This window comes from Prauserella isguenensis (assembly GCF_014191605.1).
GTDB classification, from domain to species: Bacteria; Actinomycetota; Actinomycetes; order Mycobacteriales; family Pseudonocardiaceae; genus Prauserella; species Prauserella isguenensis.
This window is the reverse complement of sequence record NZ_JACHWU010000003.1, coordinates 345,111-371,201: the sequence shown is the minus strand read 5'-3', so window position 1 is coordinate 371,201 and position 26,091 is coordinate 345,111. Positions and strand designations below refer to the sequence as shown.

At 72.2% G+C, this 26,091-nt stretch carries 22 protein-coding genes; 9 read left to right on the top strand and 13 right to left on the bottom strand.

The genetic code is table 11. The annotated features are described in order from the left end of the window. Positions 1-96: 96 nt before the first annotated feature. Positions 97-1,500 (top strand): class II 3-deoxy-7-phosphoheptulonate synthase, encoded by a 1,404-nt coding sequence (locus FHS23_RS14455; RefSeq protein ID WP_183654891.1) that lies wholly within the window; start codon positions 97-99, stop codon positions 1,498-1,500. Positions 1,501-1,543: 43 nt separating this feature from the next. Here FHS23_RS14455 and FHS23_RS14450 read toward each other — a convergent pair whose 3' ends face one another. After that, the gene (locus FHS23_RS14450) at positions 1,544-2,863 is read right to left on the bottom strand and encodes a wax ester/triacylglycerol synthase family O-acyltransferase (RefSeq protein ID WP_183654888.1); all 1,320 of its coding nucleotides are present in this window, start codon (positions 2,861-2,863) and stop codon (positions 1,544-1,546) included. Positions 2,864-3,051: 188 nt separating this feature from the next. Next, complete coding sequence (gene pknB / locus FHS23_RS14445) at positions 3,052-5,070, bottom strand: Stk1 family PASTA domain-containing Ser/Thr kinase (RefSeq protein WP_183654885.1); 2,019 nt, start codon at positions 5,068-5,070, stop codon at positions 3,052-3,054. 107 nt (positions 5,071-5,177) lie between these two features. Between pknB and FHS23_RS14440 the strand changes: the two genes are divergently transcribed. Next, positions 5,178-5,546: an Rv2175c family DNA-binding protein gene (locus FHS23_RS14440; protein ID WP_183654882.1), complete on the top strand. Its 369-nt coding sequence runs from the start codon at positions 5,178-5,180 to the stop codon at positions 5,544-5,546. A gap of 46 nt (positions 5,547-5,592) precedes the next feature. Here the strand turns inward: FHS23_RS14440 and FHS23_RS14435 are convergent, their stop codons facing one another. Beyond that, positions 5,593-6,141 (bottom strand): CGNR zinc finger domain-containing protein, encoded by a 549-nt coding sequence (locus FHS23_RS14435; RefSeq protein ID WP_183654879.1) that lies wholly within the window; start codon positions 6,139-6,141, stop codon positions 5,593-5,595. Positions 6,142-6,164: 23 nt separating this feature from the next. Between FHS23_RS14435 and FHS23_RS14430 the strand changes: the two genes are divergently transcribed. Beyond that, positions 6,165-7,358: an MFS transporter gene (locus FHS23_RS14430; RefSeq protein ID WP_343053937.1), complete on the top strand. Its 1,194-nt coding sequence runs from the start codon at positions 6,165-6,167 to the stop codon at positions 7,356-7,358. Here FHS23_RS14430 and FHS23_RS23265 read toward each other — a convergent pair. Further along, positions 7,313-8,317 carry an AraC family transcriptional regulator gene (locus FHS23_RS23265; protein ID WP_246382188.1) on the bottom strand — a complete coding sequence of 335 codons (1,005 nt, stop codon included), beginning with the start codon at positions 8,315-8,317 and terminating at the stop codon, positions 7,313-7,315. The two genes, FHS23_RS14430 and FHS23_RS23265, sit on opposite strands and share 46 nt — an antisense overlap. An 84-nt stretch (positions 8,318-8,401) precedes the next feature. Here FHS23_RS23265 and FHS23_RS14420 point away from each other — a divergent pair, with 84 nt between their 5' ends. Next, positions 8,402-9,220, top strand: a complete 819-nt coding sequence (locus FHS23_RS14420; protein ID WP_183654876.1) for a class I SAM-dependent methyltransferase — start codon at positions 8,402-8,404, stop codon at positions 9,218-9,220. Positions 9,221-9,316: 96 nt separating this feature from the next. Here FHS23_RS14420 and FHS23_RS14415 read toward each other — a convergent pair whose 3' ends face one another. The 4 genes from FHS23_RS14415 to FHS23_RS14400 form a co-directional block, all read right to left on the bottom strand. Further along, positions 9,317-10,096 (bottom strand): LLM class F420-dependent oxidoreductase, encoded by a 780-nt coding sequence (locus tag FHS23_RS14415; protein ID WP_183654873.1) that lies wholly within the window; start codon positions 10,094-10,096, stop codon positions 9,317-9,319. Then, a complete protein-coding gene (locus tag FHS23_RS14410) occupies positions 10,093-10,995 on the bottom strand; it encodes a phytoene/squalene synthase family protein (RefSeq protein ID WP_343053936.1) in 903 nt (300 codons plus the stop codon). Before FHS23_RS14410 ends, FHS23_RS14415 begins: the two co-directional genes overlap by 4 nt. Beyond that, positions 10,992-12,506 (bottom strand): phytoene desaturase family protein, encoded by a 1,515-nt coding sequence (gene crtI, locus FHS23_RS14405; protein ID WP_183654868.1) that lies wholly within the window; start codon positions 12,504-12,506, stop codon positions 10,992-10,994. Before crtI ends, FHS23_RS14410 begins: the two co-directional genes overlap by 4 nt. Before the next feature lie 85 nt (positions 12,507-12,591). Further along, entirely contained in the window at positions 12,592-13,677 is a 1,086-nt protein-coding gene (locus tag FHS23_RS14400; RefSeq protein ID WP_183654865.1) for a polyprenyl synthetase family protein, read from the bottom strand. Positions 13,678-13,834: 157 nt separating this feature from the next. Here FHS23_RS14400 and FHS23_RS14395 point away from each other — a divergent pair, with 157 nt between their 5' ends. Beyond that, positions 13,835-15,490 (top strand): DUF885 domain-containing protein, encoded by a 1,656-nt coding sequence (locus FHS23_RS14395; RefSeq protein ID WP_183654862.1) that lies wholly within the window; start codon positions 13,835-13,837, stop codon positions 15,488-15,490. A 110-nt stretch (positions 15,491-15,600) separates the two neighbouring features. Here FHS23_RS14395 and FHS23_RS14390 read toward each other — a convergent pair whose 3' ends face one another. Together FHS23_RS14390 and FHS23_RS14385 are read right to left on the bottom strand one after the other, a co-directional pair. Further along, positions 15,601-16,164, bottom strand: coding sequence for a GNAT family N-acetyltransferase (locus FHS23_RS14390; RefSeq protein ID WP_183654859.1), 564 nt, complete (start codon positions 16,162-16,164; stop codon positions 15,601-15,603). Further along, a complete protein-coding gene (locus FHS23_RS14385) occupies positions 16,161-16,682 on the bottom strand; it encodes a YbaK/EbsC family protein (RefSeq protein WP_183654855.1) in 522 nt (173 codons plus the stop codon). The genes FHS23_RS14390 and FHS23_RS14385 overlap by 4 nt, the downstream gene beginning before the upstream one ends. A gap of 219 nt (positions 16,683-16,901) precedes the next feature. Here FHS23_RS14385 and FHS23_RS14380 point away from each other — a divergent pair, with 219 nt between their 5' ends. The 3 genes from FHS23_RS14380 to FHS23_RS14370 all read left to right on the top strand — a co-directional run bounded on the left by FHS23_RS14380 (position 16,902) and on the right by FHS23_RS14370 (position 19,014). Then, positions 16,902-17,426, top strand: coding sequence for an SAV_6107 family HEPN domain-containing protein (locus tag FHS23_RS14380; protein WP_343053933.1), 525 nt, complete (start codon positions 16,902-16,904; stop codon positions 17,424-17,426). Then, on the top strand, positions 17,402-18,196 hold the full coding sequence (locus tag FHS23_RS14375) for a maleylpyruvate isomerase N-terminal domain-containing protein (protein ID WP_343053932.1): 795 nt from the start codon (positions 17,402-17,404) through the stop codon (positions 18,194-18,196). The genes FHS23_RS14380 and FHS23_RS14375 overlap by 25 nt, the downstream gene beginning before the upstream one ends. A gap of 71 nt (positions 18,197-18,267) precedes the next feature. Next, positions 18,268-19,014 carry a VOC family protein gene (locus tag FHS23_RS14370; RefSeq protein WP_183654852.1) on the top strand — a complete coding sequence of 249 codons (747 nt, stop codon included), beginning with the start codon at positions 18,268-18,270 and terminating at the stop codon, positions 19,012-19,014. A gap of 226 nt (positions 19,015-19,240) precedes the next feature. On the opposite strand, the gene FHS23_RS14365 is transcribed toward FHS23_RS14370, so the two are convergent. From FHS23_RS14365 to FHS23_RS14355, 3 genes are all read right to left on the bottom strand, one after another. Then, positions 19,241-19,852: a VldE C-terminal domain-containing protein gene (locus FHS23_RS14365; RefSeq protein ID WP_343053931.1), complete on the bottom strand. Its 612-nt coding sequence runs from the start codon at positions 19,850-19,852 to the stop codon at positions 19,241-19,243. A 407-nt stretch (positions 19,853-20,259) separates the two neighbouring features. Continuing rightward, positions 20,260-20,760 carry a peptide deformylase gene (gene def / locus FHS23_RS14360; protein WP_183656061.1) on the bottom strand — a complete coding sequence of 167 codons (501 nt, stop codon included), beginning with the start codon at positions 20,758-20,760 and terminating at the stop codon, positions 20,260-20,262. A 110-nt stretch (positions 20,761-20,870) separates the two neighbouring features. Continuing rightward, the gene (locus FHS23_RS14355; RefSeq protein WP_183654848.1) at positions 20,871-25,556 is read right to left on the bottom strand and encodes a DEAD/DEAH box helicase; all 4,686 of its coding nucleotides are present in this window, start codon (positions 25,554-25,556) and stop codon (positions 20,871-20,873) included. Positions 25,557-25,804: 248 nt separating this feature from the next. Between FHS23_RS14355 and FHS23_RS14350 the strand changes: the two genes are divergently transcribed. After that, the gene (locus FHS23_RS14350; protein WP_183654845.1) at positions 25,805-25,999 is read left to right on the top strand and encodes a DUF3046 domain-containing protein; all 195 of its coding nucleotides are present in this window, start codon (positions 25,805-25,807) and stop codon (positions 25,997-25,999) included. The last annotated feature ends 92 nt before the right edge of the window (positions 26,000-26,091 follow it).

The window sequence follows — 26,091 nt, the reverse complement described above, 5'->3', positions numbered from 1 at the left end:
AGCCCGACACCTTAATGATCTCGGTCTGCGGAGAGAACTCGCGACCCTCGAAACCCACCGACACGGGGCGGGGCCGTCCCGGCATGTGACATTCGTATGCTGAGGGGCGTGAACTGGACTGTGGACGTCCCCCTCGACGCATTGCCCTCGCTCCCGCCGCTGCCCGCCCCGTTGCGTGAGCAGCTCGACGACGCGCTCGCCCGGCCCGCCGCGCAGCAGCCGGAATGGCCCGACGCCGACAACGTCAAGGGCGTGCGGTCGCTGCTCGAGAGCGTGCCGCCGATCACCATGCCCGCCGAGGTCGACCGGCTCCGCGAGCGGCTCGCCATGGTGGCTCGCGGCGAGGCCTTCCTGCTGCAGGGCGGGGACTGCGCCGAGACGTTCGAGTCCAACACCGAACCGCACATCCGCGCCAACCTGCGCACGCTGCTGCAGATGGCCGTCGTGCTCACCTACGGCGCCAGCCTGCCGGTGGTGAAGGTCGGCCGGATCGCAGGGCAGTACGCCAAGCCGCGGTCCAAGTCGACGGACGCGCTCGGGCTGCCCGTCTACCGCGGCGACATCGTCAACTCGCTGGCGCCCGAGCCCGAGCTGCGCGTGCCCGACCCCGGCCGCATGATCCGCGCCTACGCCAACGCCGGCGCCGCGATGAACCTCGTCCGCGCGCTCACCGGTGCGGGCATGGCCGACTTGGCCCAGGTGCACGACTGGAACAAGGACTTCGTCCGCACCTCGCCCGCCGGTGAACGCTACGAGGCCCTGGCCGGCGAGATCGACCGCGGCCTGCGGTTCATGTCGGCGTGCGGCGTGCAGGACAGCTCGCTGCACAGCACCGAGATCTTCGCCAGCCACGAGGCGCTGCTGCTCGACTACGAGCGCGCCATGCTCCGCCTCGACGAGCCGTCCTCGCCCGACGCCAAGCTGTACAACCTCTCGTCGCACTTCCTGTGGATCGGCGAACGGACCCGCCAGCTCGACGGTGCGCACATCGCGTTCGCCGAGATGCTCGCCAACCCGATCGGCCTCAAGATCGGCCCGACCACCACGCCGGAACAGGCCGTCGAGTACGTCGAACGGCTCGACCCGCGCAACGAGCCCGGCCGGCTCACACTGATCTCCCGCATGGGCAACGGCAAGGTCCGCGAGGTGCTGCCCGCGATCGTGGAGAAGGTCGAAAGCTCCGGTCACAAGGTCATCTGGCAGTGCGACCCGATGCACGGCAACACGCACGAGACGTCCAACGGCTACAAGACCCGGCACTTCGACCGGGTCGTCGACGAGGTGCAGGGCTTCTTCGAGGTCCACAACCGGCTCGGCAGCTACCCCGGCGGCGTGCACATCGAGCTGACCGGCGAGGACGTCACCGAATGCCTCGGCGGCGCGCAGGACATCTCCGACCTCGACCTGTCCGGCCGCTACGAGACCGCCTGCGACCCGCGACTCAACACGCAGCAGTCGCTCGAGCTGGCGTTCCTCGTCGCGGAGATGCTGCGCTCCTGACGACCGTCCCGGGCCGGGGCAACGCACCCGGCCCGGGACCGGGTCACGACTCCAGCTGCAACAGCGCCATCGACTTGCTCACGGCGTCGGCCAGCGAACCCACGTCGCTGACGGCGTGCCCGTTCGCCTGCAGGCCGACATGCACGCCGTCGCGATACGTCGCCACCGCGATCCCCACCGACTGGTGCGGCGCCAACGGCACGAACGGATACACCTCCCGAAGCCGAGCCCCCGCCAGCGACAACGGAATGCTCGGCACCGGCACGGTCGTCACGACGGTGTCGAACAGCAGCGGTGCCGCCTGCCCCGCCGCCTTCGTGGCCAGCCGGTGCAGTCCAGCGGGCAGCCTGTTCGCCAGCACCGGCAGCGCTCCTGCGCCGCGGGTCGGACCGGCCTCCTTGTTGCGCGCCATCGCCTCGCGCACCAGCCGCAGCCGCTCCACCGGATCGTCCACCTCGACAGGCAGGTCGCACAGATAGCCGGACAGGCTGTTGCCCGCATCCCCGCCGTCGCGCCCGCGGAGGCTCACCGGCACGAGCGCGCGCAACGACCGTGCGTCCGCGCGCTGCCCCCGGTTGATCATCCACTCCCGCAGCGCGCCCGCGAGCACCGCGAGCACGACGTCGTGGGTGGTGCCGCCGTGCACGCTGCGGACGGCGCGGACATCGCCCGCGGGCAGCCGGACGAGTCCGATGCGGCGGCTCGGCGAGTTGACCGTCGCCGTCGGCGACAGCGGATAAGGACGCGCCGACGTCACGATCGACCCGGCGATGCTCGCCGACTCGGCGGCCTGACCGAGCAATGCCGTCGCCGATTCCGTCGCCGCGCCGAGCGGGGACCGCGGTTTCTGCGCGGGCTCGTCGTCGACGGGCCTGCGCTGCCACGGCAGCGTGATGTCGTCGAGCAGGGCGAGTGCGAGTTCGACCGCGCCCATGCCGTCGGCGAGCGCGTGGTGGAACTTCACCAGCAGCGCGAAATCCCCGTCCGGCAGGCCGGTCACCAGCTGGACGCTCCACAGCGGACGGTCGAGGTCGAGCGGTTCGGCGATCCAGTGCTCGGCGAAGGTCGCGAGCGGATCGGGCGCGTACCGGTCGTACAGGCTGCTGACGGCTACGTGACGTGCCGGATCGAACGCCGGGTCGTCCTCCCAATGGGCGCCGCTGAACGGAAGCAGGCCGGTACGAACCCGGCGCCGGAGCCGGGGCATGCGGGCGGCCCGTTCGGCGAGCAGCCCCGCGACGTGGTCGGCATCCCAGTCCCGTTTGGGGCGGAACGTCGCGACCGCGCCCATGTGCATCGGTGTCGCGTCGCCCTCCAGACAGAGGAAGGCCATGTCGAGTGCGCTGAGCCGTTCCGGTGCCATAGGAGTCTCCCGGAAGATGGTGTGCATGCGGCTGGGTATCAGTGCACCAGCCGCGCGTGACGCCGACGTGGTCGTCGTGTTGCCGACCCGGAAACGTCCGGCAGAGCTGGTCGTGGTCCCCGTCGACGTTGTCGGCGCATCCCACCGCGCGGCTTGAGGGGTGTGGGTGCGACGTCACACTATCCAGGTCACGGCAGCGTCGAGAGGGCCACCTCGGAACCCCGCTTCACGCGCGTTCCCGGGTCGGGATTCTGGCCGACGACGAACACGAACCTGTCGCCGCCGAAGCCGCCACCGTCGTCGTCGCCACCGGAGCCGCCCGCCACCTTCAGGCCCGCGTCGGACAGCAGTTGCCGCGCATCCGGCAGCGGCCTGCCCTGCACGTCCGGCACATCGACCGCGTTGGACACGTACACGCCGATGCGGCTGCCCTGGTCGACCGTCTCGCCGTTCCCGGGTTCGGTGCGCACGACGTGGCCGCCCGCCACGTCGGCGGAGAACTCCTCACCGGCGTCGTACGGCTGGAAACCGGCCTCCTGCAGCGTCGTGAACGCCTGGTCGCGGGGCATGCCGGCGACCGCGGGAACGGGCAGTGGTTCCGGGCCTTTCGAGACGACGACGGCGACGTTCGTGCCGATGTTGACCTGGGTTCCGGGTTGCGGCGACACCGAGATGACCGCGCCCTGCTGCACGTCGGTGCTGTACTGGTCGGTGTTCTCGTCCCGGGTCGGCGTCAGCTGGGCCTGTTTGATCGCCTGCTGCGCCTGTTCCACCGAGATGCCCTGCTGGATGTCCGGCACCACCGGCTTGCCGAGCGAGATCATCACGTTCACCTGGTCGCCCTGCAGGGCCCGCGCGCCCGCCGGCGGGTCGGTGCGGATGCTGGTGCCGCTCGGCACCGTGTTGTGCCGCTCCTGCTCGAACGTCGGCGTCAGCTCGGCGTCGCGCAGAGCCTGCGCGGCCTGCTGCCGGTCCATGCCGGAGATGTCGGGCACGTCGACGTAGCGGCCCGACAGCAGCCACCAGCCTCCTGCTCCGACGCCGGCCACCAGCAGCAGCGCGGCCACGAGCCAGAGTGCGAGCCACCCGCCGCTCCGCCGCGGCTTCGCGGGTTGCTCCTCCTCGGAAGGGTCGGCGGCCGCCGGGGCCGCGCCCGCCGCGGACCGGGGTAGGGCCTGGGTCCCGGTCGGCCCGCCCGCCGTGGGCGCGGTCACGGCCTGCATCGCGGGGACGGTGCGCTCGGCGTCCGATTCGGGCGCGGCGTGTTCGGAAGGCGACGACGGATGCTGGGGCTGCCGCTGCGCCGGAATCGGCACCGCGGTGCGCTGGATGCCCAGCTGACCGCGGACCTCGCGGAGCTGTTCCAGGAACGCCGTCGCGTCGGCGGGCCGGGCCTCGGCGTCCCTGCGGGTCGCACGCAGAACGAGCTCGTCGAGCGCGGGTGGCAGGTCGCTGCGGGACGCACTCGGCGCGGGGACGTCGTCGTTGACGTGGCGGTAGGCCACGGAGATCGGCGTGTCCGCGGTGTAGGGCACGTGGCCGGTGAGCATCTCGTAGAGCAGGATGCCCACCGAGTAGACGTCGCCGCGCTCGCCCGCCGAGCCGTTGGTGACCTGCTCCGGAGACAGGTACGCGACGGTGCCGAGGATGACGCTGCCCGTCGTGTTGGCCGTGGCGGAGACCGCGCGGACCAGGCCGAAGTCGCCGACCTTCACCACTCCGCTGCCCGCCTGGCCGCCGCGGCCGATGAGCACGTTCTCGGGTTTGACGTCGCGGTGCACCAGCCCTGCGGCGTGCGCGGCGCCGAGTGCGGACAGCACGTCCTCGGAGATCGTCAGCACCTGCGGCAGGGTGAGGGCGCCGCGTTCGTCGAGCAGGTCGCGCAGCGTGCCGCCGTCGACGAGCTCCATGACGAGGAACGCGCGCCGCTGCTCGCTGCCCGGCGTGCCGTCGAATCCCTGGTCGTGGACGGCGACCACGTGCGGATGGTGCAGTTTCGCCGCCGATCGGGCCTCGCGTTCGAACCGTTCGACGAAGCTGCGGTCGTCGGCGAATCGCGAGTCCATGATCTTGATGGCCACGGGCCGGTCGAGGCGGGTGTCGAGCCCCCGGTAGACCGACGACATGCCGCCGCGGGCGAGTAGCCCGTCCACGCGGTACCGCCGGTCGAGCAGCGCTCCGGCGAGATTTTCGTCCGTCCGTGTCACACCGTGGGATCCTACGGCCGGGCGATGCCGGTGGTGTCCGGTGTCCCCGCTACGCCATTAGCCTGGCACGACACCTCCGCGGCGTGGCGTGTGGCAGGGTGGAGCACGTGAGTGCAATCCCTCTGGCTGACGATGTGCTCGATGCCGACGTCGCGGTCGTACCCGTGGCCGAGGTCGCGGAGACGCTGAACGTGGCGCAGAACAAGGTCCGGCAGATGCTCCGGGACGGTCACCTCATCGCCGTCCGCCGCGACGGCGACCTGATGATTCCCGCCGATTTCCTGCGGGACGGGGCCGTGATCAAGGGCCTCGCCGGCACGATCACCGTGCTGTCGGACGCCGGTTTCACCCGTACGGAGATGCTGCGCTGGCTGTTCGCCGAAGACGAGTCGCTGCCCGGTACGACACCGATCAACGCCCTGCGCACCAGTCACGGCACCGAGGTCAAGCGCCGCGCCCAGGCGATGGCGTTCTGACGGGCGATTCCTCTCCGGCCGCGCGGACGACGGCGCCGCGCGGCCCTCACTCGCGCCTGCGGTGCGCCGCGACACGTTCCCGGGTCGCACACCGCGTGGAGCAGTAGCGCCGCGGACTCCCGCCGCCGAGCTCGGCGAACGCCCTGCGGCAACTCGCCGAGGCGCACAGTCCTCCCGGCGCGTGTTGCCGGTCCGCGAGCAGGTTCGCCAGTGCCAGGCAGGACGAGGCGATCAGCCACTCGTCCCACGGCGCGTCGTCGTGGGAGTCCACGTGCACGTGCCACGGGTGCGCTCCCTCGTGAGTGGTCAGCCGCGGCGCACGGGCGTGACGGACGAGCAGCTCGTTGAGAGCGTCGGCCGCCGCCGTGACCGTGGTCGCCGCGAACACCGTGCGCAACCGCTGTGCGGCCTCGCGTAGGCGGGGAAGGTCCGCCGCGGTGAGGTCGAGCGGTTCCTGTTCGCCGTGCGACACGAGAACCGCGCGCACCGCTTCCACGTCGGGTTCGCCGGTCAGCAGCACGTTCACCAGATCGGCGGCCCGCGTCGCGGCCGCGCGTGCGGAACTGCCGAGTGGTCGGTCGTCGCGTCCTGGCACGACCACAGTGTAACGTCTCGTATGTGTCAGGGCGTTACTCGTGGCCTCGATGTGGCCTGCCCGGGTACCTCGCCGGGGCGCTCGCGGCGCGTACCGGCGACGAGATGTCCGGTCCCGCGCTGCTGCTGGCGGCCGTCGCCGTGACCGGTTCGATCACACAGGGCCCGGCCGTACTGACGGCGTTGACGGCGGCCGCGGCCGTGGGCGGTCCCGTGATCGGCGTACTGCTGGACCGCACCGGCAGACCCGGCCCCGTGCTGGCCGGGGCGCTCGCGGGCTACGCCGCGGGGCTCGGCCTCGTGGTCCTGTGCCTCGGCCACGTGTCCGCACCCGTCGCCGTGGCCGCAGCGGTGCCTGCCGGACTGCTCAGCCCCGTGGTCGCGGGTGGCTGGTCGTCGCAGCTGCCCGCCGTCGCCGGATCCGGCCTCGACCGCGCGAGCAGGCTCGACGCGATGACCTTCAGCGTCGCGAGCCTCGCCGGCCCAGCGGTGGCGGGCCTCGTCGGCGGACAGGCGGGCGTCGTGGTGTCGGTGGCGGTCGTGGCCGTCGGCGTGCCTGCGGCCCTGGCTCTGCCGTCCGCCAGTGCCGGTCGCGGGCGCGGGTCGATGCCGGGTTCCCGCGTGCGCACGGAGGTCGTCGCCGGGCTGCGCGCGATCGCGGGGAGCACGTCCTTGTCGCGCGCGACCACCGTGTCGGTCGTGTCGTACGTCGGGGTCGGCATGTTCGTCGTGTGCTGTCCTGTGCTGGGGATGCGGTGGTTCGGCGACGCGGACCGCGGCGCGCTGCTGCTGGCAGTCCTCGCTGCGGCCGGGCTGCTCGCCAACGCCGTGCTGGCGCGCCGGAAACGGCAGCCGCGGCCCGATTCGACGCTCCTGGTGAGCACCTTCGTGCTCGGCGGCGGTGTCCTCCTGGCGGTCGCACCCGGCCCCGGTTTCGCGATCGCGGCCGCGGCCGTGTGCGGGATCGGTGAGGGACCGCAGCTGGCCGCGTTGTTCGCCGTACGGCACCGCGAGGCGGACGCGGAGGTGCGCGCCCGCGTGTTCATGCTCGGTGCGAGCCTGAAGATCGGTGGGATCGCCGCGGGAACCGCGCTCGCCGGTGCGTTGCTGGCCTGGTCGTTGACGGTGTGTCTCCTCGTCGCGGCGGGGACGCAGCTCCTGGCCGCCGGGCTTTACCCGCTCTGGGACTCGCGCCAGCGCTGCGGGGTGACGCCGTAGCGGTTGCGGAAGCGGCGGACGAGGTACGACGCGTCGCGCAGGCCGGTCCGCGCCGCCACCACCCCGAGCGGCAGGTCGGTCTCCCGGAGCATCCGGCGCACCTCCGTCAGCCTTCGCTCGGTGATCCACTCCAGCAGCGGTCTGCCGGTGCGTTCCCGCATCAGCGTGGTCAGGTGTCCCGGCGTGTACCCGAGTGCGGACGCGACGTCGGCCGCCGACACCGGCTCCCGGAACGTCTCCTCGATGCGGTCGAACACCCGCTCCACGAGCGGGTCCCGGGTGTCGGGCTGTGGCGGGGCCAGGCGGGCCGCGTCGATCAGTACCCGGGTGAGCAGGCTGGTGACCGCTTCGCGCGCGCCGAGACGTTCCGGTGCGGCCAGCTCGGTGGCGAGCTCCGCCAGCTGCCGGGACCAGCGGTCGCGGTCGTGCTCGGGGACGAGCGCGGCCGGTGCGTCCTGCGTGAACAGGGCGAGCAGCGGATGTCCGGTCCAGGTCAGCGGGGACACCGACGCCAGGGCGGGCACGGCGTCCGGCGTGAACGAGACCGACCACGCGCTGCCGTCCGCGGGCGCGGACCCCACGACCGGGGTCACAGCCTGACCCGGCGACAGGGCGAGCACCTCGCCGGCTCGCAGCGGCCGGACGACGCCGTCGATCTCGATCGCACCCACGTCCCGCTCGACGTACGTCAGCACGAGGAAGTCGTGAGCGTGGCGGTGCTCCGGCGGGGCGACCGTGCTGTGGGCACCCGCATCGTCGGCGGCGGGGTCGCAGGGTGCCGGGGAACCGAGCCGGGTCACCGTGACGGCGGGCATGCTGGAGGGCTGTTCGTGGCGGTAGACGGGCGTGCCGTCCGGACGCACGGTTCGCAGCCGCCGCGTGCCGCCCACCTGCCTGCCTACGGCATCGGCCGCGGAGGCTGTGGTGGCGGATCCCGCATCGCCCGACGAATGTGCCATGCCCACCAAGGTATGTCCTGCCCCATCGCCGTGAAATGTCCAACCCTGGAATCGGTACACACGCGCCGACACGGGGAGCCGACCATGACCGACGTACGCATCGTCGACGAACGCACCACCGACGAACGCGATCGCCCGTTCCTGCCGGGGATGGGCAAGACCTGGCTGATGCCGATCTACGACCTCTTCTCCCGGGCGCTGGGAGTCGGTGAGCTGCACCGGAGAGGCGTCGGCGTCGCGGGCGTCGCACCCGGTCAGGCGGTACTCGACGTCGGATGCGGCACCGGCAATCTCGCGCTCACGCTGCTCGCGGCCACGCCGACCGCTGCGGTCACCGGACTCGACCCCGACGCCGGGGCGTTGCGCCGGGCCGCCCGCAAGGCACGCAGGCGGCGGGCGTCACTCACCCTCGCCCAGGGCTACGCCGACAGGCTCCCCTCGGGCGACGGCTCGTTCGACCACGTCGTCTCGGCCCTGGCGTTGCATCACCTCGCCGACGAGGACCGTGACGGATTCGCGCGGGAGGCCTTCCGTGTGCTGCGGCCGGGCGGGACGGTGACGATCGTCGACTTCGGCGGCCCGTCACCCGCCGCGCAGCACACCGGTCGCGGTCATGAGCACGGCCGGGGTCATGAGCACGGCGGTCATGAACACGGCGGACATGAACACGGTCGCGGCCCGCTGCATGCCGTGCGGCGGCTGACGCGGCTGCTGCGCCCGAAGGCCGACGAGCACCCGACGACGGCGCGCAACTACGGCAACGCTTTGGTCGACCTGCTCTCCGGCGCCGGGTTCGCCGACGCCGGAGAGGTCGCCCACGTCGACCGCTCGTTCGGCCGCGTCAGCATCGTGCAGGCCACGCGCGAGGACCGCGAGGACCGCGAGGACGCTGTCGCGCGGTAGCGCGTCGTCGAAGGACGTGCTCGGGCGACGGCCTCGCAGAACACGCGAGCCTGAGTGCAGGACACGCGAGCTGGGGGCAGGACACGCGGGAGGCGGTCAGCCGTTCTGCGCGTCGCGCCAGGCCAGCCACTTCTTGAGGGTCGAGAGGTCGTAGTCTGGTCCGCCGGAGCCGACGGTGAACGTGGTGATGCCCAGGCCCAGCAGTTGGTCCCCCGAGTCCTCGGGGTCGCCCTGCACGCCGACGGAACGTTCGATCGTCGACGGGTCGCGGCCGATGTCGGCGCAGTGGCCGTCGAGCACCGACAGCTTGTGCCGGGCCGTCTCCACATCGCCGAAGCCGTGCCACACGTCCGCGTGCCGGGCCACCAGGCGCAGTGTCTTCTTCTCACCGCCACCGCCGATGAGCATCGGGATGTCGCGGGTCGGGGCCGGGTTGAGCTTGCCGAGCCTGGTCTCGATCCGCGGCAGCGCCTCACCCAGCTCGGCGATGCGGCTGCCCGCGGTGCCGAACTCGTAGCCGTACTCGTCGTAGTCGCGTTGGAACCAGCCCGCGCCGATGCCGAGGATCAGCCTGCCGCCGGAGATGTGGTCGACGGTGCGGGCCATGTCGGCGAGCAGGTCCGGGTTGCGGTAGCTGTTGCACGTGACAAGCGCGCCGATCTCGATCTCCGACGTCTGTTCTGCCCAGGCGCCGAGCATCGTCCAGCACTCGAAGTGTTCGCCGCCGGGGTCGCCGGTGAGGGGGAAGAAATGGTCCCAGTTGAACAGGATGTCCGCGCCGAGCTCCTCGGCCTCGCTCGCCACCCTGCGGATCGCTGCGTAGTCGGCGTGCTGCGGTTGGAGTTGGAGTCCAATTCGGACGTTCCTGGAAGTCATGCCGCCAGCCTACCGGCGAACGCGCGTGCGGCCACTCCGGCGCGACGCGCCCCGCCGACCACGACCCGCCTGCGGAGTACGTCGTAGTCGGCGGCCGTGATCTCGTCCAGGATCTTCCGGTAGAGGGTGAAGGCGGTGCTCACGCACGGCCGCGACTCCGGCCGCAGGAGCTCGATCCCCGGCCGGGCGCGGCGATAGACCGCGCGGTTGTAGGCGACCAGCCAGCGCAGTGCCCTGCGGATTCGCGGATCGGGCCTGCCGGTGGCCAGCGACCACTCCAGCAGCTCTCTGTCCACATCGAACGCGGCGAGTTCCTCGGTGGGCAGGTACACGCGGCCGCGGCGCAGATCCTCGCCCACGTCGCGCAGGAAGTTGGTCAGCTGGAACGCCTCGCCCAGTGCGGCGGCGTAGGGCTCGGCCTCCGCCCGCGGCACGGTCGTGCCGAGCACCGGCAGCATCTGCAGGCCGATGACGCGGGCCGAGCCGTGCACGTACTCGCCGAGCGCGTCGAACGTCGGGTACTCGGTCGTGTGCAAGTCCATCCGCATCGAGCGCAGGAACGCGTCGAACCAGACGCGCCGGAGGTCGTAGCGGTGGACCGTCCCGGCCAGTGCCGTCGCGACGGGCCCGGTGACCTCGCGGCCGGCGTAGACGTCGTCGAGCAGTCGCGCGGCGTCGTCGAGGGCGCGGCCCGGATCGCCGCCGGGCAGGTCGACGGCGTCGTCCACCTGTCGCGCGAAGGCGTACAGCGCGTATGTGGCGGGCCGGGCGTGGGCAGGCAGCAGCAGCGTGGCGAGGAAATAGGTGCGGCCGTGCCGGGCGGCGATCCGCCTGCAGGCACGGAACGCGGGCGGCAGGGACCGGCCCGCGACGGCGGGGGCGGAGCGTGCGGAACTCACGGTCGTCCTGACCGCTCCGACGTCGCGCTGCCGGTGATGCGCTCGGCGGCGAGCCGCCCGGAGATCAGCACCGGTGGGATGCCCACGCCGGGCCGGGTGCCGGATCCTGCCAGCACGACGTTGGCCGCGCCCCGCACGAGATTGCCCGGCCGGAACGGGCCGGTCTGGGCCGCCGTGTGCGCGAGCGAGAACGGCGTGCCCGCCGCCATGCCGCGGGCGGACCAGTCGTGCGGGGTGTCCATGCGGTGGAGGTGGAACTCGTCGGCGAACCCGTCGAGGCCACGGGTCTGCAACGTGCGCAGCAGCTCGTCACGGTAGGCCGGGGCGAGGCGCGGCCAGTCCAGTGGCCCGGTGTGCAGGTTGGGTGCGGGCGCGAGCACGGACACGAGTTGCCTGCCGTCGGCGGCGAGCGCAGGGTCGGTCGCTGTGGGACGTGTGACCAGCAGCGACGGATCGCTCATCGGTGTGCCGTCGCGGACGATCTCACGGAACGTATCGTGCCAGGCGGCGCCGAAGAAGATCGTGTGATGGTCTAGCGCGTCCCATGTTCGCGACGTCTCGCCGTGCAGTACGACCGCCGACGGCGAGTACCGTGTCCGGACGAGCCTGCGGGGCCGGATGCCGAGCAGGCGGTACGCGGTGGTCGGTTCGGTCGCGAGCACGACGGCGTCGCACTCGATGCGTTCGCCGTCGGCGGTGCGGACCGCGCGCACCCGGTCGCCGACGCGTTCGAGCCACGCCACATGGGTGCCGGTGCGGACGGTGGCACCAGCCTGTTCGGCCGCTCCGGTCATCGCGGCGGCGATCGCGCCCATCCCGCCTTCCGGGTACGACACGCCGCCCACGGTGTCCATGAACGGGATGGCGCCGTACGCCCCGAGCGCCCGTCGCGGTTCGAGCCCGGCATACAGCGCCTGGAACGAGAACAGCCTGCGCACCCGGTCGTCGGTGACGAACCCGGCGACCTTCGGCCACAGCCTGCCGAACCCGCCGAGCGCGACGAGCCGCGCCAGTGCAGGTCGCGCCTCGGCGTGCAGCAGGTCCAGCGGGCTGTCGAAGTTGCCGCCGATGAAGTGTTCCGCCTCGGCCGTGTACAGCTCGGTCAGCCATCGGCGCAGCTTGCGGTACCCGTCGACCTCGCGCGGGCCGACGACGGCGCGCAGCTCGGCCTCCATCGCCTCGGCCTCGGTGTACAGGTTCAGCGACGAACCGTCGGCGAAGTGTGCCCGGTACGCCGGGTCGATCCGCGTGAGGGACAGCCGGTCGGCCGTCTTCTCGCCGACGGCGGCGAACGCCTCGTCGAGCAGCTCCGGCATCGTCAGCACCGTGGCGCCCGTGTCGAACGCGTGCCCGCCGATCTCCTCGGTGGCCACGCGGCCGCCGGGATGGGGTGCGCCGTCCAGCACCGTGACCCGCCTGCCCGCACCGGTCAGGTGCAACGCCGCCGACAGGCCGGACAGGCCCGCACCGACCACGACCACCCGGTCGGTGGCCCCGGAAACCGTCCGCATCAGTGCCTCTCCGCCGTCGCGTGCGCAGGCCGGTGAGTCGTCGGCCGGTGTGCCGTCGAGCGGTTCGTCATGGGTGCGTGTCGCATCAGTGGGAGCGCTGGGTCGCCTTGACGGCCAGTTCCGTGAGCCGCTTCGGGGCCGGGTCGGCCAGGCCCGCGGTGTCGAGCGCAGCCAGCGCCGAGTCGGTGAGCGTCTCGATGCGGCGTTCCACCTCGGCGACGGCACCGACGTCGGTGAGCACCTCGCGCACCCGCTCGACGGTGGCGTCGGTCAGGTGCGCGTCGCCGAGTGCCGAATCGATGACGCTCGCCGCCGCGGACCCCGCGCCCGCGTGCTGCAGGCCGAGCGCCACCAGCAGGGTCCGCTTGCCCTCGCGCAGGTCGTCGCCTGCGGGTTTGCCGGTGACCCCGGGGTCGCCGAACACGCCGAGCAGGTCGTCACGCAGCTGGAACGCCACGCCGATGTCGCCGCCGAACGACAGCAGCGGGTCGATCACGTCGTCGCCCGCGCCCGCGAGCGCCGCGCCGAGGTGCAACGGCCGCTGCACCGTGTAGGCGGCCGTCTTGAGCAGGTCGATGCGCAGCGCCGCGTCCACCGACGCATCGCCTGTCGCCTGGGTGCGCACGTCGAGGTACTGACCCGCGAGGACCTCCGAGCGCATCGCCCGCCACGCGGGCCGCGCCCGGCGCAGCACGTCGGCCGGCAGCGGAGCGTCGGCGAACATGTCGTCGGCCCACGCGAGCGCGAGGTCGCCGATGAGCACCGCCGCGGCCAGGCCGTACTGCTCGGCCGAGCCGAGCCAGCCGCCCCGGGCGTGCTCGCTGGCGAACGCCACGTGCACCGTCGGCGATCCACGGCGGGAGTCCGACGAGTCCAGCACGTCGTCGTGGATCAGTGCGCACGCCTGGATCAGTTCGAGGCTCGACACGGCGTGCAGCACGCCCGCCGCCTCGTCGCCGGAGGCCGCGCCGCCGGCCCCGCGCCAGGCCCACCAGGAGAACGTTGGGCGCAGCCGTTTCCCGCCGCCGAGCACGAACTCCCGCAACGCGTCGGTGGCGCCGGTGAAGGCGGGCTCGGTCCGCCCGATCGACTCGCTCGCGTCGCGGAGGAACTCGGTCAGCGCCTCGCCGATGGCCGCGGGCAGGTCGGCGTCGAAGTCGGGCTGGGTCATGGCCCCATCGTTCCAGGCGCCACCCGCGGCCCGTGCGGTGCGATCGCCGACTGTGGCGCGCGAAACGACGAGCCGGGCGCTGGCCGGGTGGCGCGTGCCCCGGAATCGGCCAAAACGGCGCGCGACGCGCGCGGGCGTACGGGTAGCGTGCCGGGCTATGAGCGTGCACGACATTGCCAACCAGTACGTCGACGACTACGCGGCCGCCAACCCGATCGGTGCGACCGCGATGGGGATCGTCGGGTTCGACGACCAGCTGACCGACTACTCGCCCGAGGGGCACGCCAACCGTGCGGCGCTGACCCGCCGTGCGCTGCGCGACATGGAGGCCGCCGAACCCACCGACGAGGCGGAACGCGTGGCGAAGGCCGTGTTCACCGAGCGGGGACGGGTCAGCGTCGAACTCCACGAGGCGGGTCTGGACCTGGCCGACCTGAACGTCATCGCGAGCCCCGTGCAGGACGTGCGCGAGGTGTTCGACCTGATGCCGCAGGAGACGCCCGAACAGTGGGAGACGGTCGCCAAGCGCATGGCGGGAGTGCCCGACGCGCTCGACGGCGTCCGCGCGTCCCTGCTCGCGTCCGCCGACGCCGGGCGCGTGCCCGCCATCCGCCAGGTGAGCAAGGTCGCCGAGCAGGCGGAGACGTGGGCCGGCATGAGTGGCGACGGGTACTTCCGGACGCTCGTCGCCGACGCAGACGTGCCCGACGCGCTGCGCGGCGATCTCGACCACGCGGCGCAGACGGCCCAGGAGGCCTACGCCGAGTTCGCCGGGTTCCTCCGCGCCGAGCTGGCGCCGGAGGCACGCGAGAAGGACGCCGCGGGTGAGGACGTGTACCGCCTGTCGTCACGCTACTTCGTCGGCGCCGACCTGGACCTGCGTGAGGCCTACGAGTGGGGCTGGGAGGAGTTCTCGCGCGTCGAACGGGAGGCCAAGGAGGTCGCCGAGCGGATCAAACCGGGCGCCACGCTGGCCGAGGCCGCCGCGGCGCTCGACGCCGACCCGAAGTACCGCGTCACCGGGCAGCGGGCGCTGCGCGAGTGGATGCAGAACCTCTCCGACGAGGCGTTGCGGTCGCTGCGCGGCACGCACTTCGACATCCCCGACGAGCTGATGGCGCTGGACTGTCGTATCGCCCCGCCCGGGGGCGGCGTCGGCGCGTACTACAACGGACCGAGCGAGGACTTCTCCCGTCCGGGCACGATGTGGTGGTCGGTGCCACCCGGCAAGGAGGACTTCCCCACGTGGCGCGAGGTCACGACCGTCTACCACGAGGGCGTGCCCGGCCACCACCTGCAGATCGCCACGTCGGTGTACGAGCAGTCGCTCAACCGGTTCCAGCGGCTCATGGCCTTCACCTCGGGTCACGCCGAGGGTTGGGCGCTGTACGCCGAGCGGCTCATGCGCGACCTCGGCTATCTGTCCGACGACGGCAACCTGCTCGGCATGCTCGACGCGCACCTGTTCCGCGCCGCGCGGGTGATCATCGACATCGGCATGCACCTCGAACTGGAGATCCCCGCGGGCACCGGTTTCCACGAGGGCCAGCGGTGGACCCCGGAACTGGGGCTGGAGTTCATGCTCACCCGCACGATCACCGCCGCCGACCACGTGCGCGACGAGATCGACCGCTACCTCGGCTGGCCCGGCCAGGCGCCCTCCTACAAGCTCGGCGAGAAGCTGTGGCTCGAAGCGCGCGAGGAGGCCCGGCGCCGTGAGGGCGACGCGTTCGACCTGGCTGCCTTCCACCGCCGCGCACTCCGCATGGGCGGCATGGGGCTGGGCACGCTCCGCGAACTCCTCGTCGGCTGACCTCCGTCCTGAGCACGTGAGCACCGCGTGTTCTGCGTTCGCGTCGCGTTGTGGGCCCGGGAGAACCCGTGCCGCACAGCGCGGGTTCGCGGTGCCCATGCCCCGGCGGTTCAGTCCAGCGGGAGGGTGCGGCCCAGTACCGCGAACGGCCGCGGGTCGCCCGCGAACCGGTACTGCCGCAGGACGTCGTCGAATCCGACCCGGCGGTAGAGCTTCCAGGCGCGGCTGTCGCCTTCCGGGGTGGACAGCAGGACGCGCCCGTCCGGGACGCCGTCGAGCAGCATGCGCAGTAGGTCTTCACCGGTTCCGCGGCCCTGGCCGCCGGGGCGCACGTGGATCTCGGTGAGCTCGAAGTAGTCGTCCAGCCACGCGTGGGCGGTCTGCTCGCCCTCGCGGTCGGTGACACCGCGGCGCACCTGTTCGTGCCACCACTGACCGGGCATGCCGCGGTAGCCGTAGGCGATGCCGACGAGACGATCGTCGTCGTCGAGGGCAGCGACCGCGCGCCAGCCCTCGCGGAGCACGTGGGTGAGCCACATCGGGGCACGCTGCTCGGCCGTGCCCGGCGGGTACTTCATCGCAGCGACGTAGATGTCGAGCGCCTCGCGCAGCCGCAGCCGGAACTCCTCGCCGGAGAGCCGGACGTATCGCTGCGCGCTCGGCATCGCCGTCATCGGTGCTGTCCCGGTTCGGCGGCGACGTCCGCCGCGGTGCCGCCGGTCGCGGCGAGCAGCCCGTCGAACGTGGTGGGGTAGACCGACTTCGGATGCCCCGCGGCGGCCCACACGACGTCGTAGGCGGCCAGGGCCGTGTCGACGAATGTGAGGATGCGCTGCGGGTGGCCGACCGGGGCGACGCCGCCGATCGTCTGTCCCGTCGATGCCTTGACGAGCTCCGGCTCGGCCCGGCCCACCTTCTCGGCGCCCGCGAGCTCGGCGAGTGTCGTCGTGTTCGCCCGGTGCGCTCCGGACGTCAGCGCGAGCAACGCGCGGTCGGTGCCGTCGGGCAGCGTGGCGCGGAACACCAGGCTGTTGGCGATCGCGCCGACCTCGATGCCCAGCGCCGCGGCGGCCAGCTCGGCCGTGCGGGCGTCGTCCGGTAGGAGACGGATTCCCTGCACAGCGGCGTCCTGATCGGCCTCGGAGAGCGCGGCCGCGACCTTCGCGACCGACGGATGGTCGAGGGTGCTCATGGCTTCATGAGATCACGTCGGCGGTACGGGGTGCGACGCAGATCGCTCGTGGGAGGCGCTTGCTCGAGGAGCCGACGGCGCGCTACCGTGAAAGTGTCGAACAGATGTTCGGCAACGGGGATCCCCGGGCGTCCGGCACGTGGATGGGGGAAGCATCCCGTGCCGGACGCCGCTCGAACGGGGAGTGCCACGAGCGGCAGAACTGGGAAGGGGGCGGCCGTGTCGGTTGCCATGACGCCGCAGGATCCGTCGGTGCGGAAGCGGGCCGTGCAGCCCGCGCTGCCGTTCGCGCAGGCACCGCCCGCCGCGCCTGCGACCGCTCCGCTGCTGGCTCAGGCCCGCCGCGGCGTCCAGGCGGCGCGCGAGGAGTCCGACCTGGTGGAGCGGTTCACGGGTGCGTACCTGTCGGCGCTGCGGGCCGCGGCGGCGGTGCTCACGGCGCGGGGCAGGCCCCACCGGGGCCGTGCCAAGCCGGAGAGCACGTGGTCGCTGCTGGAAACGGCGGCTCCGGAACTGGCCGGCTGGGCGGCCTACTTCGCGGCGTTCTCGGCGCGGCACGCCGCTCTCCAGTCGGGCGCGTCCCGTGGCGCGGACGAGGAGTCGGCGAACGAGCTGGTGCAGCGGGCGGGTGAGTTCCTCGCGATCGCCGACGTGGTCGTGCGCGGGCAGGCGCAGTCGGGCGGACGCGGGGCAGCAACGCCGTGCGAAGCCACCGTGCCGTGGCCACGGTCGCGGAGACGGTGACCGTGACGAGTGGTGGTCCGGTGGTCGATCACCGGCGGCTCGCCGAGGCATTCGGCGACGAGGTCACACTGCTGATCGAGGCATCGCGAGGCCTCGCGCCCGAGACGCCGGTGCCGACGTGTCCGGGGTGGACGGTCGCGGACACGGTGCGGCACGTCGGCAGCATCTACCGAGTGGCCCAGGCGTGGTTGATCGACGGTGAACGACCACGGGAATGGCAGCGTGTTCCGGCTCCGGGGCAGAGCGAGGAGAGCTACGTCCGGCAGGGGTACGCGGACCTGCGCGAGATCCTCGACTTCCACGGCCCGGACAGGCCCGCGGCGACATGGTGGCCGAAGGATCGGACCTACGGCTTCTGGTGCCGGCGCATGACGCACGACACCACGGTCCACCGGGTCGACGTCGAAGGTGCCGGAGGCATGACCTGGTCCGGGGTTGCCGCCGACGTGGCGCTCGACGGGGTCGACGAGGCCCTCATGCTGTGGTTCGGCCACCGGCTGCCCCGGCTCGGACTCCGGGGAACGCGTGCGGGCGAGGTCGGTGTGTGCACGGCCGGGCGCGGTTGGCTCGTGTCCGCGGGACCGGAAGAGACGGCTGTGCGCCGCTGTCCGGAGTCCGAGGCGAGAGACGCCGCAGCCGTGGTTTCGGGAGGACCGGAGGCGGTCTACCTGTGGCTGTGGGGCCGGAATCGGCCGGGCGCCGTCGCCGTGGCCGGTGACGAGGACGCGGCCGGGCAATTGCTGGCGCTCATGCGGCTGGCAACGCGATGATGATGTTGCGACCACCCGACGCTGGGCCGGTGTTGCGGGTGCCGCCGGGACGGAGGTGCACGGTGAACGGTATGCCCGGAGTGGTGTTCGAAGCCGAACAGCCGCGGGCGGTTGCGGAGTTCTGGGCCGCGTTGCTCGGCGGCGAACTCGCCGGAGACGACGGCGGGTGGCGAGTCCGGCTCGCGGACGGCCCCACGATGCGCTTCGTCGGTGCCACGGCGGGGAAAACGACCAAGAACCGGATTCACCTCGACCTCGCCTCCGGAGGTGTCGACGGGCCCGGAGAGCAGAACACCATTGTGGACAGAGCGATCCGGCTCGGTGCCGCCCGCGTCGACATCGGGCAGTACTCGGGTGCGATCCCGGCACCGTGGCAGGTGCTGGCCGACCCCGCGGGAAACGAGTTCTGCGTCCTCGAACCACGCCCCGAGTACGCCGCCACCGGGGCTCTCGCCGCCGTGGTGATCGAATCACCGGACCCGCACCGGCTGGCCGAGTTCTGGTCCGGTGCCACACAATGGCCGATCGTGCGGACCGAACCGGAGTTCGTCAGTCTGCGTGACGCCGACGGCCGCGGCCCGTGGCTGGAACTGTTGTCGGCCGAACCGTGTCCACCGGTGACGCCGCGCTGCCGGCTCGAACTGGCCGTCCCGGCGAGCGACGGAGACGCCGCCGCCGGAACCGCGTCGGCACCGGCGGCTCCGGGGGAGTTCGCCGCCGAGGCCGACCGGCTGTGCCTGCTCGGTGCGGCCCGCCGCGGAGCAGGCCGGCTCATCGATCCGGACGGGACCGTGATCGACCTCGTGCCCGGCCGCTGACACCGCCTTCGGCGTTGCCGGTGTACCGACGTCACACCGCGCGGCGGCGCGACGCCGGAGGCGGCCACTCACGCCGAGATCGCGCGTGTGGCCGAGCGGGCCGCGCTCTTACCGGTCTGGCGGGACGAGGACGGCCGACTGTGCATTCCACTTTGAGCATTCCTCCCGTGACGCCGCGGTGGGCACCGGCACCCGCCGCGGCGTCACGGGAGTTCGCGATGGCGGATCAGCAGGTGACGTCCACGTCCGCGTACTCCTCGAACGACACGTGCACGTGGTCGTAGTGGTTCGCGGTGTCGCTACCACGATCCTCCATGTACGACCAGCCGCTGCCGTCGTTGTACCGCTGCTCCCAGATCACGTACGTCACGCCGAACTCGGACTGGTTGGCGAGGATGTACTCGGCGATCTGGTCACCGGTGGTGCCGGTGGTCATGAAGTCCAGCGCGAGTCCGCTCGGGTGGTCGCTCGCCCCGGACCGGCTGGCGACGCCGCCGACCGAGTCGACGTCGAACTTCGTCAGCACGTGGTTTCCCACCTGCGCCACGTGCGGCTGTGTGCCCTCCAGTTCCGTCGAGCACGGCTCGGGCTCCGGCGTCGGCGGCGGGGGTGGAGGGGACGGCTTGTGCGTCGTCGTCGGGGTCGTAGTGGACGGCTTCGGTTTCGGCTTCGGTTTCGGTTTCGGTTTCGACGTGGTGCTGCTCGGGGTGGGTTTGTCGGTCGTGGTCCTCGACGTCGTGGTCGTCGACGAGGTCGAGGACGCGGTGGGCGCGCTCATGGCGAGCGCGGCGTTCGCGGGGTCGGCGTCGGAGCCGGCGAGACCTTCCGTGATCGACACGGTGCCGCCCAGTAGAGCGGCGGCGGCCAGGCCCAGTCCGACGGGGAGCGGCCACGAGCGTCGGGATCGCTCGGTTCCGCGGTTCTGCGGCGCCGGGATGTCGCCGGGGGTGGGTCTTCGGGATTTCCGGGCGCGCGGATTCGCCGCGCGGTGTCGGCCTGACATGGGGACCTGCCTCGGGGTTGCTCGGGGTGGGCTATCGGGGTGGGGACAGGTTACGAACCGGCAACGGGGGCGTCACGTGCGAGTGGCAATGCGCACAGCAGGTCGAGACAACCCTTCCGATCATCGCTGGTCAGAAAGGTGACGGGAGGTTTCCGGTGGTGCGCACCACCGGGGCGGGGAGACCGAGGTTCGGGGCGTGTCGGCTTGACCCGGTGGAGCGTGGCCGGCGAGTTCCGGGGGTTTCAGCGGAGGCGGAACCAGTCGCGGGAACGCATGTCCCGCAGTGCGGAGCGACGCTGGTCGGTCGCCAACCGGTCCAGGTAGAGCATGCCGTCGAGGTGGTCCACCTCGTGTTGCAGACACTGAGCCGTCACGCCGTCGCCCTCCACCGTGACCGGTTGCTCGCGCAGGTCCACACCACGCACGACGGCGTAGGTGGCGCGCCGGACGGGGTACCGCAGTTCCGGCACGGAGAGGCAGCCCTCGTCGATGTCATGGGTGGTCTCGGTCAGTTCGACGATCTCGGGATTCAGCACGTAGCCGACCCTGCCGTCGAGGCGGTAACTGAACGCCCGCAGTCCGACCCCGATCTGCGGTGCGGCCAGTCCGGCACGCCCCGGCATGTCCACCGTGTCCAGCAGGTCTTCGACCAGCCGTTTCGTCGTGTCGTCGAACCGGGTCACCGGATCGGCCACGGTCTTCAGCACCGGGTCACCGAAATACCGCAGTTCGCGCACGGCCATCGCCAGTAGTCCTCCGCCGAGTTCGTGGTCGTGATGCGGCGCCGGCCGCGCCACTGGGGTCGGTGTGCCAGCTTAGGGCCGCCGCGTTCGACAACTGTGCCCGCCGCCGGTCAGGCCCGTAGTCGCAGGCCCTTCGGGGTCGCGCGGAAGCCGGCGTCACGCAGCACATCCGCGAGCTGCGACGTCAGAGCCTGTTCTCCGTCGGCGCGCTGCACCTGCAGTTTGCCCAGCCAGCCCTCGCGGACCGCGGCCGAGAGGGCCTCGGCAGCCTGCCGCAGCGGCTCGGTGTGTTCGGTGAACGACAGCAGCGACCGGCCACCGCGCTCGACGTACAGTGCGGGAACGCCGTCGACCAGCACGACCAGCGCACCCGCCTTACGGGCTGGCCGGTGTTTCGTGCTGCCGAGCGGCTGCGGCCACGGCAGCGCCGCACCGTATGGCTGGGCGGGGTCGCTCGCGGCGAGTACGACCGCCCCCTGGGCATCCCGTGTTCCCGCGGTGTCGCTCGCCGCGCGCAGCCGATCGACCGCCCCTCGCGCGGCGAACTGGGCGGCGCCCAGGCCCTCGACGACGTAGCCGCGGACGACCTGTCCCGAGTCCTCCATGCCGCGCAGCACCTTGTAGATGCCGGAGAAGCCGCCCGTGACGCGTTCGGTGTCGAGGGCACCCCTGGTCAGCACGCCGTGGCGCTCGAGGAACGACTCGGTGCGCGCGTGCGCCCGCCGGGTCGGATCGGTCTCCCGCGGCGGCGTCGGGCCCCACCGGCCCGCGACGGTCGGCGGTCCGCTCCTCGACGGCATCGCGGGCCTGCTCGCCCGCATGCGCGCGTAGCGGCCCCGCGGCGCGGACCGGCGGGGCTTGTGCGCCGCACCGCCCCCGGAGACCTGTGCGCGCAGCGGGGCGAGCGTGTCACCCGTGACGAGCCCGGCCCAGGTGAGATCCCACAGTGCGGCCACGATCGTGGCGTCGTCGGGTGGGGTGTCGAGCAGTGGCGTCACCCGGTCGACGAGTTGCCGGAAGAAGAGCGCGCCGTGTTCGACGGCCGACAGCACGGCTTGGTGCACCGGGCTGGTTCCGGCGATGTCGTGGTCCGCCTCGGGGAGTAGCAGGTCGGCCACGTCGGCCGGTGCGAGTGTGACCCAACCGTCGCCGCCGGACAGCGCACCGCAGCCCGCCCAGACCACCTCGCCCGCGGTGGTCAGTTCGTCCAGCAGCGCCCCGTGATAGCCCGGCAGCCTGCTCGGCAGGATCAGCGATTCGAGCGCGCTCGCGGGCAGCGGAGCCCCGGCCAGCTGCTCGACCACCGCCAGCACGTCGTCGGCCGTCGGCGCCGAACGCAGTCGTGCACCGATGCCGTGCCAGGTGGGCAGGAACCGGCCGAGCGCCGCCGGTTCGACGGGCTCGACCTCGGCCCGCAGCTTCGCCAGCGACGCGCGCCGGAGCCGTCGCAGCACCGCGGCGTCGCAGTACTCGACTCCGCCGGGCTCGTGGGGCTGCGGACTGAGTTCACCGCGGACGAGCCTGCCGTCGGCGGTGAGCCGGTCGAGCACGCCCGTCGCCACGGCTGTGCCGATGCCGAACCGTGCGGCGAGCTGCCCTGCCGCGAACGGCCCGCGGGTGCGCGCGTAGCGGGTGACGAGGTCGCCGAGCGGGTCGTCGACGGGCTCGGTGAATGTCTCCGGGACACCGACGGGCAGCGCCGCCCCCAGTGCGTCCCGAACCCGCCCCGCGTCCTCGATCGCCAGGTACCGGTCCTCGCCTGCGATGCGCACCACGATCGCGCGGCGGCTGTCGACCAGTTCGGTCAGCCATTCGCGGCGCACTCCGCGCCCTGCGGCTTCGTCGGCCGTCATGTCGCCGAGGAAACGCAACAGGTCCGCGGTGTCCTCCGGGCCGCGGGCGTGGCGGTCCTCGTCGAGGCGCTGGAGCCCGCGTTCGACGTCCGCGACGGCTTCCGGGTCGAGCAGTTCCCGGAACGCTTCGGTGCCGAGCAGTTCCGCCAGCAACGTGGAGTCGAGCGACAGCGCTGCCGCCCTGCGCTCGGCCAGCGGGGCGTCCGTTTCGTAGAGGAACATGCCGACGTAGCCGAACAGCAGACTCCGCGCGAACGGCGACGCCGACGGCGTCTCCACGTCGACGAGTTTCACCGTGCGGCTGCGCACGTCGGCCATCAGCTCGCGCAGGCCGTCCACGTCGTAGACGTCCTGCAGGCATTCCCGCATCGCTTCCAGGACGACGGGGAAGCGCTCGTACTTGGCCGCCACGCTGAGCAGCTGCGCGGCGCGTTGGCGTTGCTGCCACAGGGGGCTGCGCCTGCCGGGATTGCGCCGCGGCAGCAGCAGGGACCGCGCCGCGCATTCGCGGAACCGGGCGGCGAACAGTGCCGATCCGCCGACCTCGGTGACGATGAGCGATTCCACCTCGTCCGGGTCGAGCAGCACGTCCTCGCCGGTCAGGGTGATCTCCTGGCCGTCGGCGTCGAGCGCGTCGGGCAGGCGCAGCACGATGCCGTCGTCGGAGTGCGCCGCCTGGACGTCGACGCCGCGCGTCTCGCGCAGTCGCGCCGTGATCGCCAGCGCCCAGGGCGCGTTGACCTGCGCACCGAACGGGGAATGCACGACGACGCGCCAGTCGCCGAGCTCGTCGCGGAACCGTTCGAGCAACAGGGTCCGGTCGTTGGGGACGTGGCGCGTGGCTTCGCGTTGTTCGCGCAGATAGGCGAGCAGGTTGGAGGCAGCGCGGTCGTCGAGGCCCGCGTCGGCCGCACGACGCAGGGCTGTCTCCTCGCGGGCGCCGGACACCTCCCGAAGGAAGGCGCCGAGGGCTCTGCCGAGCTCGAGCGGCCTGCCAGGGGCGTCGCCCTTCCAGAACGGCATTCGTGCGGGCACGCCGGGGGCGGGAACGACGATGACGCGGTCGTGCGTGATGTCGGTGATCCGCCACGACGACGTACCCAGCAGGACGGTGTCGCCCACGCGGGACTCGTAGACCATTTCCTCGTCGAGCTCGCCGACGCGACTGCCCGAGGTACGTTTTCCCGCCGAGGGCGTGGGGGCACTGCCCGAGGTACGTTTTCCCGCCGAGGGCGCGGGAACACTGCCCGAACCGTTTGCCGGGGTGTCGCCTGTGTCGCCGTCGCCGGGCGTGGTCACGGTGAAGAGCCCGCGGTCGGGGATGGTGCCGCCCGAGGTGACGGCCAGTCGCTGCGCTCCAGGTCTGCCGTGCAGTTCGCCGGTGACGCGGTCCCAGGTGATGCGGGCGCGCAGCTCGCCGAACTCCTCGCTGGGGTAGCGTCCGGCGAGCATGTCGAGCACGGCGTGCAGGGCGTCGTCCGGCAGCGAGGTGAACGGTGCCGCGCGGCGCGCGGTCGCGGCCACGTCGTCGACGGTGCGCGGTTCGAGCGCCACCATCGCCACGATCTGTTGGGCGAGTACGTCGAGCGGGTTGCGCGGGTAGCGGGTCGCTTCGATCGCGCCGGATGCCATGCGTTCGGCGGTGACGGCGCAGGAGACGAGGTCGCCGCGGAACTTGGGGAACATCACGCCGCTGGAGACCGCGCCGACGTGGTGGCCCGCGCGGCCGACGCGCTGGAGGCCCGAGGCGACCGTGGGCGGCGCCTCGATCTGCACCACGAGGTCGACCGCACCCATGTCGATGCCGAGTTCGAGCGACGAGGTCGCCACGACGCACGGCAGTGTGCCGGTCTTGAGTTCTTCCTCCACGCGGGTGCGCTGCTGGCGGGACATCGAACCGTGGTGGGCTTTCGCCACGGTCGGTTCGGCCCCGGTGGTCAGCCCGGATTCGCCGATGGCCTCGGCGGGGAACTCCTCGCCGGGTTCGAGTTCGGTGCGTTCGGCGGCGAGTTCGTTGAGCCGGGCGGTGAGCCGTTCGGCCAGCCGCCGTGAGTTGGCGAACACGATGGTCGACCGGTGGGCGCGCACCAGGTCCAGCACGCGCCCTTCGACCGACGGCCAGATCGACGGTTTCGGTGGAGCCGCGGCCGGCACCTCGTCCTCGAGGGACCCGGGTTCGGCGGCCGGGGCCGGGCCGTCGAGTTCGGCCATGTCCTCGACCGGGACCTCGACGCGTACCTCGACGGTCTTCGCCGTTTCGGGCTGGACGACCGTGACCGGCCTGCCGCCCGCGAGCAGCGAGCTCACCTCGTCGACCGGACGGACGGTGGCCGAGAGTCCGATGCGCTGCGCCGGTTTCGGCAGCAGATCGTCCAGGCGTTCCAGCGACAGCGCCAGGTGTGCGCCGCGTTTGCCGCCGGTGACGGCGTGCACCTCGTCGACGATCACCGTCTCCACGCCCCGCAGGGATTCCCGCGACGACGACGTGAGCAGCAGGAACAGGGATTCCGGCGTGGTCACCAGCACGTCGGGCGGAGTGCGCTGGAAGGACCGGCGTTCGGCGGGCGTGGTGTCGCCGGTGCGCATGCCGACGGTGATATCGGGTGCGGGCAGGTCGAGGCGTTTCGAGGCCTGTGCGATGCCGGTGAGCGGTGAGCGCAGGTTGCGCTGGACGTCGACGGCGAGAGCCTTGAGTGGGGAGACGTACAGGACCCGGCACCGGTGCCGGGCCTCTTCCGGCGGCGGCGTGGTGGCCAGCCGGTCGAGGGCCCACAGGAAGGCGGCGAGCGTCTTGCCCGATCCGGTGGGTGCGATCACCAGCGAGTGCTCGCCCGCGTGCGCGGCCCGCCATGCGCCTTCCTGCGCGGAGGTGGGCGCGGCGAAGGCCCCCGCGAACCAGTCCCTGGTCGCGGGGGAGAAGAGGTCGAGTGCGCGGGTGGTCACGTCTCCATGATGCGTCCGGTCACCGACATTTCGGGGTGCGGGCCGGGTGCGGCCGGGAGGCAGGCCCGTGGGCCTGCACCGCGTGCGGTGGTCATTTCCGCCGGTTACGCCGGGCCTGCACGAGCAGTACGACGAGTGTGGCCGTCACCGTCGCGATGGCGGCCAGTGTGAGTGCGGTGGAGCCCAGTCCGGAGTCGGGTGGCATGGCGCCCACGATACGACGCCGGACCGCGACTACGCTGGCCTCGATGCGGATCACGGTGTTCCGTCGGCTGATGGCCGACGAGTTCGGCGCCACCAGGGCGGAGATGCTGGCCAAGGACCACGTCCTGAGTGGTCTCGACGGCCGGACCGTCGAGGAGGCGCTTGAGGCGGGTGTGTCCGCGAAGGAGATCTGGAAACAGGTCTGCACGGAGTTCGAGGTGCCTGCCGAGCGCCGGTGAAGGGCGAAAGATCCTACCGTATCGGGGTGTCGCTTCCGATCTCGAACAGGTGTTCTCTAGGATGTTGTCCACATCGGGGTTGGCTGTCCACA